The organism is Bradyrhizobium sp. LMTR 3, assembly GCF_001693485.1.
Taxonomy (GTDB): Bacteria; Pseudomonadota; Alphaproteobacteria; order Rhizobiales; family Xanthobacteraceae; genus Bradyrhizobium.
The window spans coordinates 1-18,048 of sequence record NZ_MAXC01000010.1; the positions used below are offsets into that span (position 1 = coordinate 1).

14 protein-coding genes are annotated in these 18,048 nt (G+C 63.3%); 6 read left to right on the forward strand and 8 right to left on the reverse strand.

What is annotated here, in order from left to right:
- Nucleotides 1–383: 383 nt before the first annotated feature.
- Entirely contained in the window at nt 384–1,664 is a 1,281-nt protein-coding gene (locus LMTR3_RS08290) for an amidohydrolase family protein (RefSeq protein WP_065744607.1), read from the reverse strand.
- A 335-nt stretch (nt 1,665–1,999) separates the two neighbouring features.
- Here LMTR3_RS08290 and LMTR3_RS08295 point away from each other — a divergent pair, with 335 nt between their 5' ends.
- A complete protein-coding gene (locus LMTR3_RS08295) occupies nt 2,000–2,224 on the forward strand; it encodes a hypothetical protein (RefSeq protein ID WP_065744608.1) in 225 nt (74 codons plus the stop codon).
- Between the two features lie 97 nt (nt 2,225–2,321).
- Here the strand turns inward: LMTR3_RS08295 and LMTR3_RS08300 are convergent, their stop codons facing one another.
- The 4 genes from LMTR3_RS08300 to LMTR3_RS08315 all read right to left on the reverse strand — a co-directional run bounded on the left by LMTR3_RS08300 (nt 2,322) and on the right by LMTR3_RS08315 (nt 9,679).
- On the reverse strand, nt 2,322–3,494 hold the full coding sequence (locus LMTR3_RS08300; protein ID WP_065744609.1) for a thiolase family protein: 1,173 nt from the start codon (nt 3,492–3,494) through the stop codon (nt 2,322–2,324).
- A 364-nt stretch (nt 3,495–3,858) separates the two neighbouring features.
- Entirely contained in the window at nt 3,859–5,433 is a 1,575-nt protein-coding gene (locus LMTR3_RS08305) for an alkaline phosphatase D family protein (protein WP_065744610.1), read from the reverse strand.
- A 188-nt stretch (nt 5,434–5,621) separates the two neighbouring features.
- Nucleotides 5,622–6,062 carry a hypothetical protein gene (locus tag LMTR3_RS08310; protein WP_065744611.1) on the reverse strand — a complete coding sequence of 147 codons (441 nt, stop codon included), beginning with the start codon at nt 6,060–6,062 and terminating at the stop codon, nt 5,622–5,624.
- A gap of 143 nt (nt 6,063–6,205) precedes the next feature.
- Complete coding sequence (locus LMTR3_RS08315) at nt 6,206–9,679, reverse strand: indolepyruvate ferredoxin oxidoreductase family protein (RefSeq protein WP_065744612.1); 3,474 nt, start codon at nt 9,677–9,679, stop codon at nt 6,206–6,208.
- 202 nt (nt 9,680–9,881) lie between these two features.
- Here LMTR3_RS08315 and LMTR3_RS08320 point away from each other — a divergent pair, with 202 nt between their 5' ends.
- The 3 genes from LMTR3_RS08320 to LMTR3_RS08330 all read left to right on the forward strand — a co-directional run bounded on the left by LMTR3_RS08320 (nt 9,882) and on the right by LMTR3_RS08330 (nt 12,299).
- Entirely contained in the window at nt 9,882–10,823 is a 942-nt protein-coding gene (locus tag LMTR3_RS08320; RefSeq protein WP_065744613.1) for a hypothetical protein, read from the forward strand.
- Nucleotides 10,824–10,889: 66 nt separating this feature from the next.
- Nucleotides 10,890–11,690, forward strand: coding sequence for an SDR family NAD(P)-dependent oxidoreductase (locus LMTR3_RS08325; protein ID WP_065744614.1), 801 nt, complete (start codon nt 10,890–10,892; stop codon nt 11,688–11,690).
- Nucleotides 11,691–12,074: 384 nt separating this feature from the next.
- Entirely contained in the window at nt 12,075–12,299 is a 225-nt protein-coding gene (locus tag LMTR3_RS08330) for a hypothetical protein (protein WP_065744615.1), read from the forward strand.
- Nucleotides 12,300–12,527: 228 nt separating this feature from the next.
- Here LMTR3_RS08330 and LMTR3_RS08335 read toward each other — a convergent pair whose 3' ends face one another.
- Genes LMTR3_RS08335 through LMTR3_RS08345 form a run of 3 tightly spaced genes read right to left on the reverse strand, consistent with a single transcriptional unit; the run spans nt 12,528 to nt 15,454 of the window.
- Complete coding sequence (locus tag LMTR3_RS08335) at nt 12,528–12,911, reverse strand: cupin domain-containing protein (protein WP_065744616.1); 384 nt, start codon at nt 12,909–12,911, stop codon at nt 12,528–12,530.
- An 18-nt stretch (nt 12,912–12,929) separates the two neighbouring features.
- The gene (locus tag LMTR3_RS08340) at nt 12,930–13,634 is read right to left on the reverse strand and encodes an SDR family oxidoreductase (RefSeq protein ID WP_065744617.1); all 705 of its coding nucleotides are present in this window, start codon (nt 13,632–13,634) and stop codon (nt 12,930–12,932) included.
- A gap of 20 nt (nt 13,635–13,654) precedes the next feature.
- Complete coding sequence (locus LMTR3_RS08345) at nt 13,655–15,454, reverse strand: thiamine pyrophosphate-binding protein (protein ID WP_065744618.1); 1,800 nt, start codon at nt 15,452–15,454, stop codon at nt 13,655–13,657.
- Between the two features lie 206 nt (nt 15,455–15,660).
- On the opposite strand from LMTR3_RS08345, the gene LMTR3_RS08350 reads away from it, so the two are divergent.
- Together LMTR3_RS08350 and LMTR3_RS08355 are read left to right on the forward strand one after the other, a co-directional pair.
- Nucleotides 15,661–16,554 carry an IclR family transcriptional regulator gene (locus tag LMTR3_RS08350; RefSeq protein ID WP_065744690.1) on the forward strand — a complete coding sequence of 298 codons (894 nt, stop codon included), beginning with the start codon at nt 15,661–15,663 and terminating at the stop codon, nt 16,552–16,554.
- Nucleotides 16,555–16,731: 177 nt separating this feature from the next.
- The gene (locus LMTR3_RS08355) at nt 16,732–17,976 is read left to right on the forward strand and encodes an ABC transporter substrate-binding protein (RefSeq protein WP_065744619.1); all 1,245 of its coding nucleotides are present in this window, start codon (nt 16,732–16,734) and stop codon (nt 17,974–17,976) included.
- The last annotated feature ends 72 nt before the right edge of the window (nt 17,977–18,048 follow it).

Genomic DNA, 18,048 nt, shown 5'->3' on the forward strand with positions numbered 1-18,048 from the left:
GCGGCTGGAATTGCTACTACAAGCCGCCGGGCCCAAAGACCATGCGCGACGGATGGAATCGGCTCGCCGCCACACTCGAGGGATATGCCCTTGCCACCCAACACGAAAATCCGGGAATCCCGTAGCCTTGCGGGGGAGGGTTAGGGAGAGGGGTGCCACACGACGTGCACTCTCAGTGCGGGCGGATCCCACCACGAGCGACCGGGATTGAGAAGGTGGTGCTCGCATCGATTATCTCGCCCGGGGCTTACCCCTCTCCCCAACCCTCCCCCGCAAGGGGGGAGGGAGCCTAACCGGTGTGCTCACCTTACGCAGGCGCAGCGGGAGAGGGAGGCCAATCTCTTCGCGGTCGCCATGCGACCATGATCTAGCGGAGCGGCGGCTCACCGCACCGCGAACGGCGCCTGGTAGGGCCGGCCGAACGGCACGCCGTTGATCACGGTCTGCACGGGTTTGAGCAACAGCTTGCCCTCGCGCTTGTTGTTGCGGGTGTCGACGAACGAGGTCTGCGCCTCCACCAGATCCAGGATGGCGACGTCGCCGGGTGCGCCGATCTGGAGCGTGCCGATCTTGGGCGCGCGGTTGATGATTTTCGCCGGCGTCGATGTCGCCGCCGCCACCACCTGCTCCAATGTGAGGCCGAGCGTGATGAACTTGCTCATGACATTCGGCAGATACGGCATGCCCGGCGAGTTGCCGGAGAAGACGTGGATGTCGGAGGAGATCGTATCCGGTGTGCAGCCGCCGGGAAGCGCGACCTCCGCCACCGTGAAATCAAAACTGCCGCCGCCATGGCCGACGTCGAACATCACGCCGCGCTGCTTGGCGGAGAGCGCTGCCGGCAACAGCTTGCCGTCCTGAACGATGTTGGTGAAGGCGCCGGCGATATTCGGAGCGCCGGAATAGGCATGCGTCAGCACGTCGCCCGGCCGCATCAGATCGAGAATCTGCGACATCAGCTCCTTGGTCTCGACGCCGCCGATATGCACCATCATCTTGGCCGGCCAGCCGCACATCTCGCAGGCCTTGATGCCGCGCTTCAGCGGCTCCAGCCCGTGCTTGGCGATCACGTTCTCCGACATCCTGACCTTCACGCCGAGCAGGAAGTCCGGATTTTCCGCCAGCGCCATCGCGCAGGCATCGACTTGCGCGTAATCGATGTTGTAGAGCTCGGCGACCGGGAAACCGGACAATCCGTTGTTGGCGATATGCACGAAGGCATAAATTCGCGCCCGCGATTGCGCCACGATATAACGCCGCAGCGCCGCGAGATTGTTGACGCCGGCATCGCCTGCCGACACCACCGTGGTGGTGGCCTGGGCCTGCACCAGCTCGTCGGCGGGAATGCCGATCGCCGAACCATAGGGGTAGACGTGCGAATGCAGATCGATCAGGCCGGGTGTCACCAGCTTGCCTGAGGCGTCGATGGTCCTGGCGGCGCGCGCGGCCGGAATCTCGTTCTCGACGGCCTCGATCATGCCCCAGCGGATACCGATGTCTCGCTTGCCCTTGAGCGACTGACTCGGATCGAGCACGTCGCCGCCCTTGATCACCAGGTCGAACTTGTCATTCGGCCCCATCGCGGCATGGGCGCTTCCGGACATCGCGGCGACCGCGGCCGATCCGGTCAGGCTCAGGAAATGACGGCGTGAAACCTCGCTCATGGCAGCCTCCCCAATTTGATTGTTGTGGCGCGATGATGCGCCCGCTCCCAACCTTCCGCAAGCAAGAGTAAAACCTGCCCATTCTCGTCCCACGCTGGATTGAAGCGCCGCGCTGCCGGTTTCCAGTGGGCGCTTGCTGTATCGACGTTCGCAGCTTTGCCTGTCGCGGCGCATGCATGCGAGACACGGCCACAAAAAAAGAGGCGATCGGACGATGATCGATTCGGGCTGCATTACACACGCGTCTGAACAAGCGTTCAGAATTCTCTTCCAGTTCCGCGGGAACGTTCTGCAAAATTTGATGTTCTATCCCTGCTCAATTGAGGAGGATTGGAATGAGGAAGCTTGGATACGTGATTGCCGCACTCGGCGCGCTCGTCATTGCGGCGCCGTCGATTGCGAGCGCCGAGACCGTCGTGATCAAGAAGCGCGGCTACCATGTTGGACACCATCACCACCATCACGGCGCACGCGCCGAATTCAGGCGGCATCGCGGCTGGCATCGCGGACACCATCATGGCCACAGGACCGTGGTCATCAAGAAGAAGTATCGTTACTGACGCCTCGGATGGCATCGCACGTTCGATCCGGATGCCCCCAAACGAAAAATGGCCCCTCGCGGGGCCATTCTCTTTGTTTTGCTGCGTTCGAAAAATCTCAGCTATAGATCTCGAACAGGCCGGCGCCGCCCTGGCCGCCGCCGATGCACATCGTGACGACGCCCCACTTGGCCTTGCGCCGGCGGCCTTCCTGCAGGATGTGGCCGGTGAGACGCGCACCGGTCATGCCGAAGGGATGGCCGATCGCGATCGAGCCGCCGTTGACGTTGTACTTCTCCGGATCGATGCCGAGCTTGTCGCGGGAATACAGACACTGGCTGGCGAAGGCTTCGTTGAGCTCCCAGAGATCGATGTCGTCGATCTTCAGGCCATGGCGCTTCAGAAGTTTTGGCACGGCGTAGATCGGACCGATGCCCATCTCGTCCGGCTCGCAGCCCGCCGCCGCCCAGGCGACGAAGCGGCCCATCGGGTTGAGACCGCGCTTCTCGGCATCCTTGGCTTCCATCAGAACGACCGCCGCCGCGCCATCCGAGAGCTGGCTGGCGTTGCCGGCGGTGACGTACTTGCCCGGGCCCTTGACCGGCTCGAGCTTGCCAAGGCCTTCCATCGTTGTATCGGGACGATTGCACTCGTCACGGTCGACGGTGTAGTCGACGATGCTCTCCGCCTTGGTCTGCTTGTCGACCACCTTCATCTTGGTCTTCATTGGGACGATTTCGTCCTTGAACTTGTTGGCCTGCTGGGCGGCGGCCATGCGGCGTTGCGATTCCAGCGAGTACTCGTCCTGATATTCACGGCTGAGTTTGTAACGCTCGGCAACGATATCGGCGGTATCGATCATCGCCATGAAGATATCGGGCGCGACCTTGAGCAGGTCCGGATCGATCGATTCCTTGGGCGAGCCGCCGCCTGGGATCGAGATGCTCTCGACGCCGCCGGCCACGATGCAGTCAGCTCCGTCAGAGCGGATCGAGTTGGCGGCCATCGCGATGGTCTGCAGGCCGGAGGAGCAGAAGCGGTTCACCGAGACGCCGCCTGTCGACTTCGGCAATCCCGCGAGCAGCGCGGCCTGGCGGCCGATATTCGGCGCGCCATGCGCGCAATTGCCGAGATAGCAGTCCTCGACATATTCCTTGTCGACGCCGGCGCGCTCGACGGCGTGCTTGATGGCGTGAGCCGCCATCGACATCGGCGGGGTGATGTTGAACCCGCCGCGGCCGGACTTCGCCAGCCCCGTACGTGCATAGGAAACGATGACAGCTTCACGCATTTGAAAGACCTCCCTTTGATGCGATCCAGTATGGACTGGCGCCGCGGCAGTGTGTAGCGAAAACCAGAATTCCGGCGGGCGGAACAGAATGAACCGCAGGCCGGCTCAAGGCCGGGATTTGCACACTGACTGTCCGTCGGCAAGGCCGCGTTTGGCTTCCCGCCGCGTTAAGCCGATGTGCGACCCTCCAGCTATTTCACTAAGCGAAATTGAGCTTTGGAGATCGCCGCGCGAAAGGCAATCACGACCAAGTCAGGGGTGCGATGGTAAGGGCGTTCGCCACCGTGCTCGGGGGTGATCATCGCCCTCTCCGTGCAAACCTTGGTCGGCGGCTATCTGCTGGTGCGCCCCTGACAACGCCGCCTCAGATATGCTGCGCCATGATCCGGCCGGGCCGCGCATCGGGGCGAGGCTCGATATCGACCGACCACAGGTCGCGGTTGTCGACGTCCTTCAATGTCACGGTCATGACTTCGGTTTTGCCGTCGATGTCGACGCGGCCGAAAAACTGCATCCCAAAACACGGCGCGAGATTCTCGCCGCTGCACCCCTTCTGGAACATCGCTTTCGGCCCGAACGTATTGTCGATCGGGGCCGGCGCCCAGGTGCCCGCATGCAGCGGGCCGGAGACGAACTCCCAGAACGGCTCGAAATCCTGATAGATCGCGCGGCTCGGATCGTAGTGATGCGCGGCCGTGTAATGCATATCGGCGGTCAGCCAGACAATGTTGCGGATGCCGGCCCGCTTCATGAACGACAGCAAATCGGCGATCTCATGCTCGCGCCGCTCCGGCGGGCCGTCGCCGAGCGCAATCGCGTCGTCGCTGATCAGGCCGATCGGCATGTCGGCCGCGATCACCTTCCAGGTGGCGCCGGAAGCCACCAGTTCGCGCTTTAGCCAGGCCAGTTGCGCCGCGCCGAGGATGCAGGTGTCGCTGTGGTCGTCGCGCTGGTTCAAAGTGGAATCGCGGTAGCTGCGCATGTCGATCATGAAGACATCGAGCAGCGGACCGTAGGCGATCTTGCGATAGATGCGGCCGTCTTCCTGTGCGGGTGCCGCGCGCATCGGCATGAATTCATGGAACGCGCGGCGCGCCCGCGCCACCAGGTGCGAGGTGCCGTCCTCGGCGTAGCCGCTCGCGTCGGCCGTGCCGACCGGCGCCCAGTCGTTGGTGACCTCGTGATCGTCCCATTGCGCAAACAAGGGGACGGCGGCATGGAAGGCGCGAAAATTTGGATCGAGCCAGTTGTATTTGTAGTTGCCGCGGAACTGGGCGGGGGTTTGGGCGACGACAGACTTTTCCTCGGTAACGAGGTTTCGCCAGACCCCGCCATCGGGCAGCTTCAGTTCCCGCTCCACCGGGCAGTCCGCATAGATGTGGTCGCCGCAATGGATGAAGAAGTCCGGGCGGTTGTCGAGCATGGTCCGGTAAGTCCGCATGCCGCCGCGGCTTTCGTCGATGCCCCAGCCCTGCCCCGTCGTATCGCCCGACCAGGCGAACGACACTGAGCTGCGCGCCGTGGGCGCCGTGCGGAAATGCCCGACCTGCGCCTCGCCGGCGATGCCCGGCTCGCTTTCAAACCGCACGCGATAGAAGATGTCCCGTCCCGGCGGCAATCCGTCGAGCAGAACTTTCGAAGTGAAATCGGCATCCGGCAACGCATCGGCAGAAGCCGTGCCGATGATGGTCCTGAAATCTTCGCTGGCCGAACATTCGACCTGCATCCGCGCCGGCCGGTCGGCGCGTGCCCAGACCACTGCGGAATTGGCCGAGACGTCGCCCGATTGAATGCCGCTGGTGATGAGCGGCCTATCCGCGGCGCGGCTGAGGTAGGGTCTGGCGAGGCCGCCGAAACCAGCGACGGCGAATGTTGCGGCGGAGCGGACCAGCCATTGACGCCGCGTCACGGCGGGCTTGGCGCGAATCGCAATCGGCATCGAACACCCCTCGTCGAATCACGACGAAGGTGTGCCCGAGCAATTTGAATGCTGGCCGAAGGTTTTACGACAGGTGGATGAAGGTGAAGAATTGTAGGGTGGGTTAGCGAAGCGTAACCCACCAAAGTGGCTTCCGCGAGGAGATCAAAGTGGTGGGTTACGCTTCGCTAACCCACCCTACGAAGCAACTACCGCTGCCAGTCGCAGATGCCGCCTGACTTGCACGGCCAGGTCTGGATCCGCGTGTCGCGGGCCTGCGCGTCGAGCGGGTTGCTGTGGGGTCGCGCCAACTTGGTGCGGGCAGCGCCGCGCGGTTTCTGCACGCGCTCAACACGCTCATGTGCCGCGTGAGCTTTGGTCGCAGCCGTCTTGGGCGCAGCCGTCTTGGGCGCGGCGGCGGCCTTTGGCACGACCACGCGCTCCGTCTTCACCTGCTTGCGATCTGTTCTGGCCTCGATCCGGACCGGGGCGAATCGCGTCTCCGGGCCGAGTCGCTTCGGTGAGAGCATGGCTTGGGAAGGATCGAGCTCGAAAAGTTCGCCCGCGCGATACTCGTCTGCCAGCGCGGCGCTGCCCGACATCAGGAGCCCCGTGCAAAGTACTGCGGCAATAGCGTTTTTCAGGACCATCGCAGGCCTCCTGAAATCAACCCAAAGAATTAAGAACAGCCGACATGTAGGGAGCCGGCTGGGCAATTCCAGCCGCTCCTGCGCTCAGGGTACCGGTGACTGAGCCAGCCTGTGAAAAACTTCAGGTGCCGGATGAACAGTCCCTACTCGGCGGCCTGCGCCACCGGCTGGCCGATCGCCGCTTCCAGCCGCGAGCGCTCCGCACGGTATTTCGCGACATTGGCTTCCTTGACGTGGCCATAGCCGCGCACGAGTTCCGCGGATTTTGCCAGCGCCACCAGACGCGGCCAGTCGTGCGGCTTCGCCTTGTCGAGATGGCCGAGGATCATCGCGGAGTATTCTCCCGGCAGTGCCCGTTCCATCCGCCGCTCGGCCGTATAGCCAAACGGATCGAATGCGGTGCCGCGCAGGAACTTAAACCGGGTGAGAATATCGAAAGTGCGGAATATCCAGGCGCCGAACTCGCGCTTGCGCAAATGCCCGGTCAGTCTATCGCGGGATGCCAGCAGCGGCGGCGCGAGGCTGACTTTGACGCCGGGGTCACCGTCGAACTGCTCTTTCAGCGCTTTTGCAAACTCGCCGTCGGAATAAAGCCGGGCGACCTCGTATTCGTCCTTGTAGGCCATCAGCTTGAACAGGCCCTTGGCGAAAGCCTCGGTCAGTTCATGCGAGCCCGGCGCGGCCTTGGCTTCCGCGCCGCGGACGCGCTCGACATCGGCGAGGTAGCGCTTCGAATAGGCCTCATTCTGGTAGTCCGTCAGGAACCTGGCGCGGAACGCGATGCTTTCGTCGAGCGTGCGCCGGACCGGCGCCGCGCCCGAACTCTTGAAGCGCGCGGCGCTGACGACGCGCGGCAGATCGTGCGCCGCGAGCCGGCCCCAGGAGAACGCGAGCTTGTTCATCTCGATCGCCGCGCCATTGAGGTCGATCGCCTTCATGATCGCTTCCAGCGACAGCGGAATCGCCCCGCGCTGGAACGCAAAGCCGAGCATGAAGGAATTGGTCGCGATGCTGTCGCCCATCAGCGCGGTGGCAAGCCCGGTGGCATCGAGAATGTCGAGGTCGGAGGCGGTGACCGCCTCGTTGAGCGCATCCCGCATCGTTCCCGCCTCGAAATCGATGTCGGGATTGATGACGAAGCTCGCGGTCGGCAGCAAGTCGGCATTGACGATCGCCCGCGTCACGCCGCGCTCGGCCCGGCTCAGCGCCGGGATGCTGGTGGCGACCACGATATCGCAGCCGAGGATGAGATTGGCGCCGCCGGGGGCGATGCGGACGGTCGAGAGATCGTCAGCCTGCGGCGCGATGCGGACATGGCTCATGACCGCGCCGTTCTTCTGCGATAGCCCTGTGAAGTCGAGCGTCGAGCACGCCCTGCCCTCGACATGGGCAGCCATGCCGAGCAGCGCGCCGATGGTGATGACGCCGGTGCCGCCGATGCCGGTGACGAGGATGTTGTAGGCGCCATCGAGCGCGGGTGTGGCGGGCGTCGGCAGATCGGAAAACAGCGCCGAGGGATCAGCCGCGGCGCGGTCGGCTTTCCGCAAGCGTCCGCCATGCACCGTGACAAAGCTCGGGCAAAAGCCCTCGATGCAGGAAAAGTCCTTGTTGCAGTTCGACTGGTCGATCCGCCGCTTGCGGCCGAACTCGGTCTCCAGTGGCTGCACCGAGACGCAGTTCGAAACGGAAGAGCAGTCGCCACAGCCTTCGCAGACGCGCTCGTTGATGAATACGCGCTTCGGCGGATCCGGATAGAGTCCGCGCTTGCGGCGGCGGCGCTTTTCCGCCGCGCAGGTCTGGTCATAGATCAGGACAGTCAGGCCCTTGACCTCGCGCAGCTCCTTCTGCACGGCGTCGAGTTCGCGGCGGTGGTGGACGGTCGCGCCGGAAGGGAAATAACTCGTCGGATATTTCTCGGGATCGTCGGAGACGATGACGAGGCGCTTGGCGCCCTCCGCCGAAACCTGATGCGCGATCTGCGATACGGTCAGGCCGCCTTCGGCCGGCTGGCCGCCGGTCATCGCGACCGCATCATTATAGAGGATCTTGTAGGTGATATTGACGCCGGCAGCCGCCGCCGCGCGGATCGCGAGCAGGCCGGAATGGGTGTAGGTGCCGTCGCCCAAATTCTGGAACACATGTGCTTCGCTGGTGAACGGCGCCTGCCCGATCCAGGTGACGCCTTCGGCGCCCATATGCGAAATCGTCTGGGTGCGGCGGTTCGGCACCGACAGCGCCATGCCGTGACAGCCGATGCCGGCCATCGCGCGGCTGCCCTCGGGGATCTTGGTCGAGGTGTTGTGCGGACAGCCCGAGCAGAAATACGGCGTGCGCTGCAGCTTTGCCGCGCCGGCGCCGTCCCCGGGACGGTCGAACGCCTCGAGTTTTGCGAGGCGCTGTTCCAGCGCCGGGCTGCGATGACCGAGCTTGCGTAACCGTGCGACCACGGCAGCCGCCACCATGGTCGGCGTCAGTTCGCCCTCGCTCGGCAACAGCATGGCGCCGCTCTCGTCACGCTTACCGACCACCGAGGGCCGCTTCGACGCATCGACATTATAGAGAATGCGCAGGAGCTGGTCCTCGATAAAGCCGCGCTTCTCCTCGACCACGAGCACGTCCTGCAGGCCTTCGGCAAAGGCCCGTGCACCGGATTCCTCCAGCGGCCAGGTCAGCGCCACCTTGTAGATGCGCAAGCCCAGCGCCTGCGCCTCGGCATCATTAATGCCGAGATCGGCCAGCGCCTGCCGCAGATCCAGATAGGCCTTGCCGGTCGCCATAATGCCGAGCCGCGCCGGCCTTGAATCCAGCACGACCCGGTCGAAGCGATTGACGCGCGCGAATGCGGCGACCGCCTGCATCTTCGGGCCGTGCAAGCGCCGCTCCTGCTCCATCGGCGCATCGGGCCAGCGGATCGAAAGCCCGCCCGGCGGCATTTCGAAATCATCGGGCGTGATGATCTTGATGCGGTCGGGATCGCTGATGATCGAGGCCGAGCTTTCGACCGTCTCGGAAATCGCCTTGAACCCCACCCAGCAGCCGGAATAGCGCGACAGCGCAAAGCCCAAAATCCCGAGATCGAGATAATCCTGCAGCGTGGCCGGGTTGACCACCGGCATCAAGGCTGCCGCGAATACCTGCTCGCTCTGGTGGGCGAGCGTCGAGGACTGGCAGCCATGGTCGTCGCCGGCCAGTGCAATCACGCCGCCATTCGGCGAGGTGCCGGCGGAGTTCGCATGCTTCAGCGCATCGACGGAACGGTCGACGCCGGGGCCCTTGCCATACCAGATGCCGAATACGCCATCGACCTTGGCGCCCGGGAACATGCCGACCTGCTGGCTCCCCCATACAGCGGTAGCCGCCAGGTCCTCGTTGAGACCGGGCGAGAACTCGATGTCATGCTGCTTGAGGAAGGTTTTGGCGCGCCACAGCGCGTGATCGTACATGCCGAGCGGCGAGCCGCGATAGCCTGATATGAAGCCTGCGGTATTGAGCCCCTGTGCGCGGTCGCGTTCGCGCTGCAACATCGGCAACCGGACCAGCGCCTGCGTACCGGACAGAAAAATCCGCTTCGCATCCAGACGGTATTTGTCGTCCAGACCCACTTCCATCAACGCCATTTCGTCCGCTCCCCGTCGCGCTTTTCTGTCCGCCGATTGTTCGAACCGGTCTAATTGCGAACAGCATGCACCGATTTTGCTATGCGTGCCCAGCGTGAATTCATGGCCGCAGGGCATATCTCGCCCGTCGTGTGGATCGGCCGGGCCTCTTGCGGGAGCCCGCCTTCTTTGAAACGCTTGGGGGTAAAGGGAGACACCAGCGATGACAGAACCGGCGTTCAGGACCGAGATATTGGAGAACGGTAATCTGCTCGCCGGGCCATGGCGGAGCCCGAGGCAAATGCTCCACGCGCAGGTCTATGATTCGCACGCCTCGATCCACGACGATGCAACCGCGCAGAAGCTCGGGTTTCAGGGCGGCACAATCGAGGGCCCGACCCATTTCAGCCAGTTCGCGCCGCTGTGCGAACGCATCTGGGGCCAGGCTTGGTTCGAAACCGGCTGCCTGTCCGCGCACTACCGCAATCCCGCCTTCGAAGGCGAAGAAGTGCAGGCCAACATCGAGAAACCGAAGCCGGGGCAAACGACTTGCGCGATCGGCATGACCAAGCGCGATGGCACCGAGATTTTGCGCGGCACCGCCTCCGTCGGCGAAGTAATGGAAACGGCGCTTTCCCGGCGGCTCGGCGAATTGAAGCCGCTCGCCGATCCCGTCATCCTCGCCGATCTCAAGGTCGGCATGAAGACGCCGCGTCAGATCGTGAAAATGGATTTCGACCAGCATATGGGCGATCTCTATCCGTTTTCGCTTGAGCAGAAGTTGAAGGTTATCACCGAACCATCGGCGTATTATTCCCAGGAGCTCAATCCCTGGGGCCGCGCGATCATCCCGTTCGAAATGCTGAGCGTGCTGTTTCAGTACCGCGCCCGCGAGGACCGGCTGCCGGTCCGCGGACCCGCGGTCGGGCTGTTCGCGGATCAGGAGATCCGCCTGCTACGCGGGCCGCTGTTCGTCGGCGAGAACTATGCAACCGAACGCGAGGTCGTCGCGCTCAGCGGCAGCCGCCGCACCGAAAGCGTGTGGATGCGCACGACCGTGTTCGCCATGGACGATACGCTCGTCGCCACCATGCTGTTGAACATGGCGAGCATCAAGGATTCCTACGCCAACTACGAGCAGGAGCATAAAGCGCTCTATGGCTAGGTGAGCCCGAGCCGACAACGAACAATGAGGTACTGCAACAGTACCCGATCCCGGGAGTGGAACGAGATGCGCCTGAAAGATCGTATCGCCATCGTCGTCGGCGCTGGCCAGAGCCCCGGCGAAGGCATCGGCAACGGCCGCGCCACCGCGCTGACCTTCGCGCGCGAGGGCGCCAAAGTGCTGTGCGTCGATCATAATCTGGCCTCTGCCCAGGAAACCGTCGACATGATCGCCGAGAGCCACGGCGTGGCGGCAGCATTCAGGGCCGACGTTACCAAAAATGCCGAGCTCAAGGCGATGGTGGCAGACGCGCAAGCACGCTGGGGCCGCATAGACGTGCTGCACAATAATGTCGGCGTCAGCCTGGCCGGCGGCGATGCCGAGCTGCTCGAGATCAGCGAGGAAGCGTTCGACCGCTGCGTCGCGATCAACCTGAAGAGCTGCGTGTGGGCGGCCAGGCACGTCATCCCGATCATGCGCCAGCAAAGAAGCGGCGCGATCATCAACATCTCCTCGATGGCCGCGATCACGACCTATCCGTACGTCGCCTACAAGGCGACCAAGTCGGCGATGATCGCCTTCACCGAACAGCTCGCCTACCAGAACGCGCAATACGGCATCCGCGCCAACGTCATCCTGCCCGGACTGATGAACACGCCGATGGCGGTCGACACCCGCGCCCGCGAATTCAACAAGAGCCGCGCCGAGGTCGAGGCCGAACGCGACAGCAAGGTGCCGCTGCGCCAGAAGATGGGCACCGGCTGGGACGTCGCCAACGCAGCGCTGTTCCTCGCCTCGGACGAAGCGAGTTTTATCACCGGCGTGACATTGCCGGTCGACGGCGGCGCCAGCGTGCGGCGGGGATAGACGCGTGAATCGTAGGGTGGGCAAAGGAGCGTAAGCGACGTGCCCACCATTCCCCGGCACAAAAGATGGTGGGCACGCTGCGCTTTTGCCCACCCTATGCGGCCTACGGCCGACGAAACAACCGCGCCGTTTACCTTTCGTTAGTAACTTTCTCTTAACGGTTGCGGCGATTGGGCGGTCTTTTTGACGCCCGTGCTCACGCGACCTGCGCCAGCGTCATTTGTTTTTGGCCCACGCGCGTGATTCGACAACATCGACCAATTCCAATGACACGATGATGTGACAGCGCATCGTCGCTTGTCGAAATCCCGACTCGTTGCGGTCGCACGAATTTCATGTGCGCTCGCTATGAGACGCCACAAGAATTGTGGAAGCCGAGGCACCATGAACGAAGAATTCGACTACGACCTGACGCCGTCCCAGTGGGAAACGTTGAAGGCATTGCGGAGCCCGGCATCAAGGCTGCCGCGCATGAGCCGCACCACGATCGACGGCCTGATCGCGCTCGAACTCGCCGTGATGCACGGCGACGCACCCGCCATCACGGCAAAGGGACGCAAGGTGCTGATTCGCGGCTCGTCGCTGCTGTTGCAGGATCTGGCGGCGTGATTCGTCGCAGCGCGATCGGATCAGGTACAACTGCAGCCGCGAGGAGACTGCGCTCCCTCTCCCGCTTGCGGGGGAGGGTTGGGGTGGGGGTATCGCCGCGAGTCACACTGTTCGTGTGGAGAGAGCCCCCACCCGGATCACATCTGACGATGTGATCCGACCTCCCCCGCAAGCGGGAGAGGTGGCAATCCCCGAGTGGCTTATTCATCCACGCGTCACCTAATAACTTCACACCGGCCTCTCCTCATCCGTCACCGGCGAGGTGATCACCAGGAACACCAGATCGACCAGCCCGGAATTCGAGATCGCGTGTTCGACACCAGGCGGCAGGAAGATGACGTCGTGCTTGCGTACCACGTGATTTTTTCCTGCAATCTCCATCAGCCCCTCGCCTTCGAGCACATGATAGATCTGCTCCTGCACAAGGTGCTTGTGGCGCGCGACATGGGCCATCGGCTGGTACATCGAGATGCGATAGTCGATGTGGCGAGAGCCTGCAGTCTCCGGCATCACCAGCGGTTTTGATAGTGCGCCGCCAAAGTGATTGGGGAATTCGCGCCAAGGTACCTCGGCGATATTGCGGATGAAGGCGCCGTTGTTTTCTGGAGCCATGATTGCCTCCTTTGCCGGTCAGATCACTAGCGCCCCGCCATCGATATAGACGATCGATCCCGTCGCAAAACCGTTCGCCATGAAGCTCAGGATTTGCCGCGCGATGTCCTCAGCCGCACCGACGCGGCCGACCGGAAGCGCGGCCGCCGTCTTCGCCAGCATGTCGCGCCGCGCCTCTTCCGGCATCGCAGCGCGGATCGCGGTGTCGATCACGCCCGGCGAGACGGCATTGACACGCACCGGCGCCAATTCCAGCGCGAGCGCCCTCGCCAGCGACTCCAGCGCGCCGTTGGCGGCGCCGACGATTGCCGAGTTCGGCCGCGGGCGAACGCTGAGAAAACCGGAGACCAGGGTCAGCGAGCCGCCGGCGCGGATTTCGGCCTCGCGCGCGACCCGCCACGCGCCCCAAAACTTGCCTTCCATGGTGGCGCGAACATCCTCCATCGCCACCGTCTTGAACGGGCCGGTGCGAAGCTGCGCCGCCGTGACCACGACGTGATCGACCGGACCGCAACGCCGGAACAGCTTTGCGACGCTGTCATCGCTGGTGACGTCGGCGGGGATCGCGATGGCGTTCAGCTTCTCCGCCACATGGTCGAGCTTTTCGACATTGCGGGACGCAATGATGACATCGGCGCCCTCGCGCTTCGCCATCTCCGCGGTCGCCAGACCGATACCGGAGGAACCACCGACGACGACGACTTTCTTGCCTGCAAGTAGCATGTGATTTCCTCGAAGTGAGATCAGGCGGGCTGGTAGCGCGTGCCGATGCCGGCGTTGCTCTGCCCAAGCCCGGGCAATTCCCAGACGCCCGCACCGACCGGATTGATGTCGGCGGCGATATCGACGTCGATCAGATAGGGTTTGTTCGCTGCGATGCCTTTGCGGATGGCCTCGCCGAGATCGCCGGCGCGATCGATCCGCACGCCCTCGACGCCGCAGGAACGCGCCATCGCGGCGAAATCCGGATTGTAGCGCTCGCCGGTGTGGGGATCGTGGAAATCGGTCGCGAGCTCGCGGCCGCCGAGATAGCCGCGCTGCAGCCCGCGGATCGAGGCATAGGCGTAATTGTTCCAGACCACCCAGACCACGGGCAGATTATATTCCACTGCCGTGCCCAGCACGTTGGCGTGCATGAAGAAGGCGCCGTCGCCGCACACCGACACGCAGGGACGATCGGGTGCCGCGAACTTCGCGCCCATCACGCCGGCCACGCCAAAGCCCATCGGGCCAAATCCCATCGAACCGATCAGCGAATCCGGCCGCCGCGGCTTGCAGAAGCCGAGCAGCCAATTGTGATGCACGCCGATGTCGCTGACGAGGATCGCATCCTCCGGCAGCGCCTTGTCGATCTCGAGCGCGGCGCGCTGCGGATTGATCGGTGTGGTGTCGTCGGAAAAGCCGGGCGCGACGAACTTGTCCCACTCCTTCCGATAGCCATCGATCTGCGAAAGCCACTTCTTCCGCGCGTCCAGCTTCTTCGAGAGATCGCCGCGGCGATCGAGCTCGGCGTGAACCTGCCGCAGGAAGGTGCGCACATCGGCCATCAGGCCGAGCGCGACCGGATAGTTGCGGCCGATCTCCTCGGGATCGATATCGACATGGATCAGCCGCGTCGGCGGAATGGTGAAGGAATAGCCCGGGATCCACGAGCTCGACGTGCGGTCGTCGAACCGCATTCCCATTGCCAGCAGCACGTCGGCCTGACGCGTTGCATGATTGGCTTGATAATGGCCGGCGCGCGCGACGAGGCCCAGCGCCAGCGGATGGTTGCAGTCGATCGCGCCGAGGCCGCTGGCCGAGGCCGCGACCGGTATCTGCAGCCGCTCGGCGAGGCGCAGCAGTTCCTCCGCCGCGCCGCCATAGCGCACGCCCTGCCCGACAATGATCGTCGGTCGCTCGGCGGAAAGCAGCATGTCGACGGCTTTCACGACGCCCTCCGGATCGGCGCCGCAGCGGCTCGATATGTTGGCATTCCATTCGATCGCATTCGGCGCCTCCTCGGCCGCCGATTCCATGAACACGTCGAACGGCACGTCGAGCACGACGGGACCGGGCCGGCCGGTCGTCATGGTCTTCCAGGCCTGCCGCACCGCCAGCGGCACCATCTCGCCGCGCGTCGGCTGGAACACCTTCTTGCAGATCGTGCGCACGGTGGAAGGAAAATCGGCCTGATGATGCCGATACATCTCCTGGAAGGCGCCGCGGTTGAACTGGCTGGTCGGCACGTTGCCGGTCACCGCCAGAAACGGCACGGAATCGAGAAAGGCATTCGCAAGCGAGATCGGCAGGTTCGCCGAGCCGGGCCCGCAGGAGGTAAACGTCGCCGCCGGCCGGCCCGAGACGCGGTAGTAAACGTCGGCCATGAAGCCGGCGACGCTCTCGTGATGTACCGAGATCGTCTTGATATCGTGGGAACGCTCGTACAGCGCGTCGATGAACTGGATGTTGCCGTGGCCACACAGGCCGAACACCTGCGGTACTTTCTCCTGGATCAGATAGTCGACGATGACCTGGGCACCGTTGAGCATGTTACGCGACATCGACCACTCTCTCCCTAAGCCCAACGAATTCGCCTCCGCGTCTTTACCGCGCGCGGTCGGCTGTCTCGCGAACCTATTTCTCATAATACTGTACGTCAATTGCTATTGTGGTATGCTTCTGATTGCGCCTCCGACCGGGGGTGATGCCGTTGAAGCGTAAGGGCGGCCTGCTAGACTTCGTCTCGCCCATCTGGAGAACTGATTCCGTGAAACCGCGCACCAAGCCGAAGACGACCGACAAGCCTGCAGGCCCACGCAAGGTTTCGATCGCAAGGCTGATGCCATCGAACGAGCCCAACATCGACGACGAAGCGGAGGAGCGTGCGCGCGGCGGCGTGCAGTCGCTCGGCCGCGCGTTCTCGATCCTCGAAGAAGTCGCACGTCACCGCGAAGGCATTGGATTGGCTGATCTCAGCAAGCTGGTGGGGCTACACAACTCCACCACCTTTCACCTCGCCAAGACGCTGGTCTCGCTCGGCTATCTCAGGCAGGAGCGCGATTCAAAACGCTACCGCGTCGGCCGGCCGCTGTTTGCGCTGGCGGCAAGCGCGCTCGACGAAATCGAGATGGTCAATCTGGCGACACCGATCCTGGAAGAGCTGTCGCGGGAGACCGGCGAAAGCGGCCATTTTGCCGTGAGAATGGGCGATACCGTGGTCGTAATCGCCCGCACCAGCGGGGCTGGCGCGTTCCAACTGACCGACCGCGTCGGCGTGGTGCGCCCTGCGCATTGCACCGCGCTCGGCAAGATCATGCTGGCCTCGCTGCGCCCCGATCAGTTGAAGCGCTTTCTCGAACGGGTCGAACTGAAACCATCGACAAAGAAGTCGATCACCGACCCTGCCGAGCTGATGCGCGAGATCGCCGAAATCCGCCGCAGCGCGATCGCCTTCGACGACGGCGAATTCAACGCCGAAGTCCGCTGCGTCGCCGTGCCGGTCTATCATTTCACCGGCGAAGTGATCGGCGCGCTCGGCATCTCCGGCCCGATCTGGCGCATGACCGACGAGGTGGTGCAGAGCCGCGCCAAGCTGGTGCAATCGGCCGCCAGCCGACTGTCGATCGAATTCGGCGCGCGGGGTCTGGCGAAATCCTCCTGATCCGATTGATCTAAATCCTCTCCGCACGGCAGAACGCGGCTGCGACGCATTTGGCGTTGACAGGAGCGGCCGCGTCCGGAAATATCTTACAACAATAAAAGAACGTCTCTCACATTGTCGCATAAGCGGGAATCGGAGAGGGAACGTCGCGACGTACTCTCGGGGAGGAGATCAGTGATGACCCGCTACAGCCGACGTACTTTGTTGAAGGCCGGCGCCGCCTTTGCCGGCGTATCCGCTATCGGATCTCCCGCCATCGTCCACGCACAGGCTGCGCGGATCAAAATCGGCCATCTGGTGCCGCTGACCGGTTTCCTCGGCGCGATTGGCAGCTACGCCCAGCTAGGAGTGAAGATGGCGGCGGAAGAGATCAACGCGTCCGGCGGCATCATGGGCAAGCAGATCGACCTGATGTCGGAAGACTCTGTCAATCCCGCCACCGCTTCGACCAAGGCGCAGCGCATGATCGAGCAGGACGGCGCCGTGCTCTTGTTCGGCGAAATCTCATCCGCCTCGTCGCTGACCATCATGCAGGTCGCCGAACGCAACAAGAAGGTGTTCTTCTCGACCGGCGCGCGCTCCGACGCGCTGCGCGGCAAGGATTGCAACCGCTACTCTTTCCATTGCGACATTCCCAACACTGTGATGGTCAATGCCGTCGGCACCGCGCTCAAGCAAAAGGGCATGGTGAAGGGCAAGAAGTTCGTCACGCTGACGGCCGACTACATTTTCGGCCACGACCTCTTGAAGGCGGCGAAGGCCTTCTTCGGCGCCAACGACGCTACCCTGATCGGTGACGAGGTGATCGCGACAGACGTTACCGACTTCAGCCCGTATCTCCTGAAGGTGCGGCAGGCCAAGCCCGATGTCGTCTGCTGCAACCTCGCCGGCAACCAGGTCACCAATCTCGTCAAGCAATATGCCGAGTTCGGCTTCCCCTACCCGCTCGTCGGCTTCAATCTCAACACCGGCGACGCCTGGGCGATGGGCGAAGGCAATCTTTCCGGCACCTGGCCGACGGTCTGGTACCACACGCTCGACAATCCGGCGTCCAAGGCCTTCGTCGAGGCCTTCAGCAAGAAATACGGCAAGCCGCCGGAGAACCATGCCTGGATCGAATACATCACGCTGAAAATGATCGCGCAGGCGATCACCGAGACCAAGTCGACCGAGAGCGACGCGCTGATCGCCTATTTCGAGAAGCAGACGCAGTTCGACATCATGAAGTCGCGCAAGGCGTATTTCCGGTCCTGGGACCATCAGCTCGTCCAGGAAGCCTATCCGTTCACGGTGAAGGCGAAGAACGAGATGAAGGACAAGTGGGACATGCTGGTGCTCGGCGAGGCCGTTCCGGCCGCCGGCGCCGACCTCGAATCGATCTACCCGACGAAGACGCAAAATCCCTGCAATATGAAGGCATAGAGCATGATCCGGCTCATAAACCCTCATGGTGAGGAGCGCGCAGCGCGTCTCGGACCATGAGGCCCCGTCTGT

What these genes read in the sequence shown, in the direction of transcription:
- LMTR3_RS08310 (WP_065744611.1), bottom strand. Translation starts at nt 6,062, where the DNA reads ATGGTCCTGAAAAACGCTATTGCCGCAGTACTTTGCACGGGGCTCCTG.
- LMTR3_RS08340 (WP_065744617.1), bottom strand. Translation starts at nt 13,634, where the DNA reads ATGCTACTTGCAGGCAAGAAAGTCGTCGTCGTCGGTGGTTCCTCCGGT.
- LMTR3_RS08315 (WP_065744612.1), bottom strand. Translation starts at nt 9,679, where the DNA reads ATGGCGTTGATGGAAGTGGGTCTGGACGACAAATACCGTCTGGATGCG.
- LMTR3_RS08320 (WP_065744613.1), top strand. Translation starts at nt 9,882, where the DNA reads ATGACAGAACCGGCGTTCAGGACCGAGATATTGGAGAACGGTAATCTG.
- LMTR3_RS08290 (WP_065744607.1), bottom strand. Translation starts at nt 1,664, where the DNA reads ATGAGCGAGGTTTCACGCCGTCATTTCCTGAGCCTGACCGGATCGGCC.
- LMTR3_RS08305 (WP_065744610.1), bottom strand. Translation starts at nt 5,433, where the DNA reads ATGCCGATTGCGATTCGCGCCAAGCCCGCCGTGACGCGGCGTCAATGG.
- LMTR3_RS08325 (WP_065744614.1), top strand. Translation starts at nt 10,890, where the DNA reads ATGCGCCTGAAAGATCGTATCGCCATCGTCGTCGGCGCTGGCCAGAGC.
- LMTR3_RS08345 (WP_065744618.1), bottom strand. Translation starts at nt 15,454, where the DNA reads ATGTCGCGTAACATGCTCAACGGTGCCCAGGTCATCGTCGACTATCTG.
- LMTR3_RS08295 (WP_065744608.1), top strand. Translation starts at nt 2,000, where the DNA reads ATGAGGAAGCTTGGATACGTGATTGCCGCACTCGGCGCGCTCGTCATT.
- LMTR3_RS08330 (WP_065744615.1), top strand. Translation starts at nt 12,075, where the DNA reads ATGAACGAAGAATTCGACTACGACCTGACGCCGTCCCAGTGGGAAACG.
- LMTR3_RS08355 (WP_065744619.1), top strand. Translation starts at nt 16,732, where the DNA reads ATGACCCGCTACAGCCGACGTACTTTGTTGAAGGCCGGCGCCGCCTTT.
- LMTR3_RS08335 (WP_065744616.1), bottom strand. Translation starts at nt 12,911, where the DNA reads ATGGCTCCAGAAAACAACGGCGCCTTCATCCGCAATATCGCCGAGGTA.
- LMTR3_RS08300 (WP_065744609.1), bottom strand. Translation starts at nt 3,494, where the DNA reads ATGCGTGAAGCTGTCATCGTTTCCTATGCACGTACGGGGCTGGCGAAG.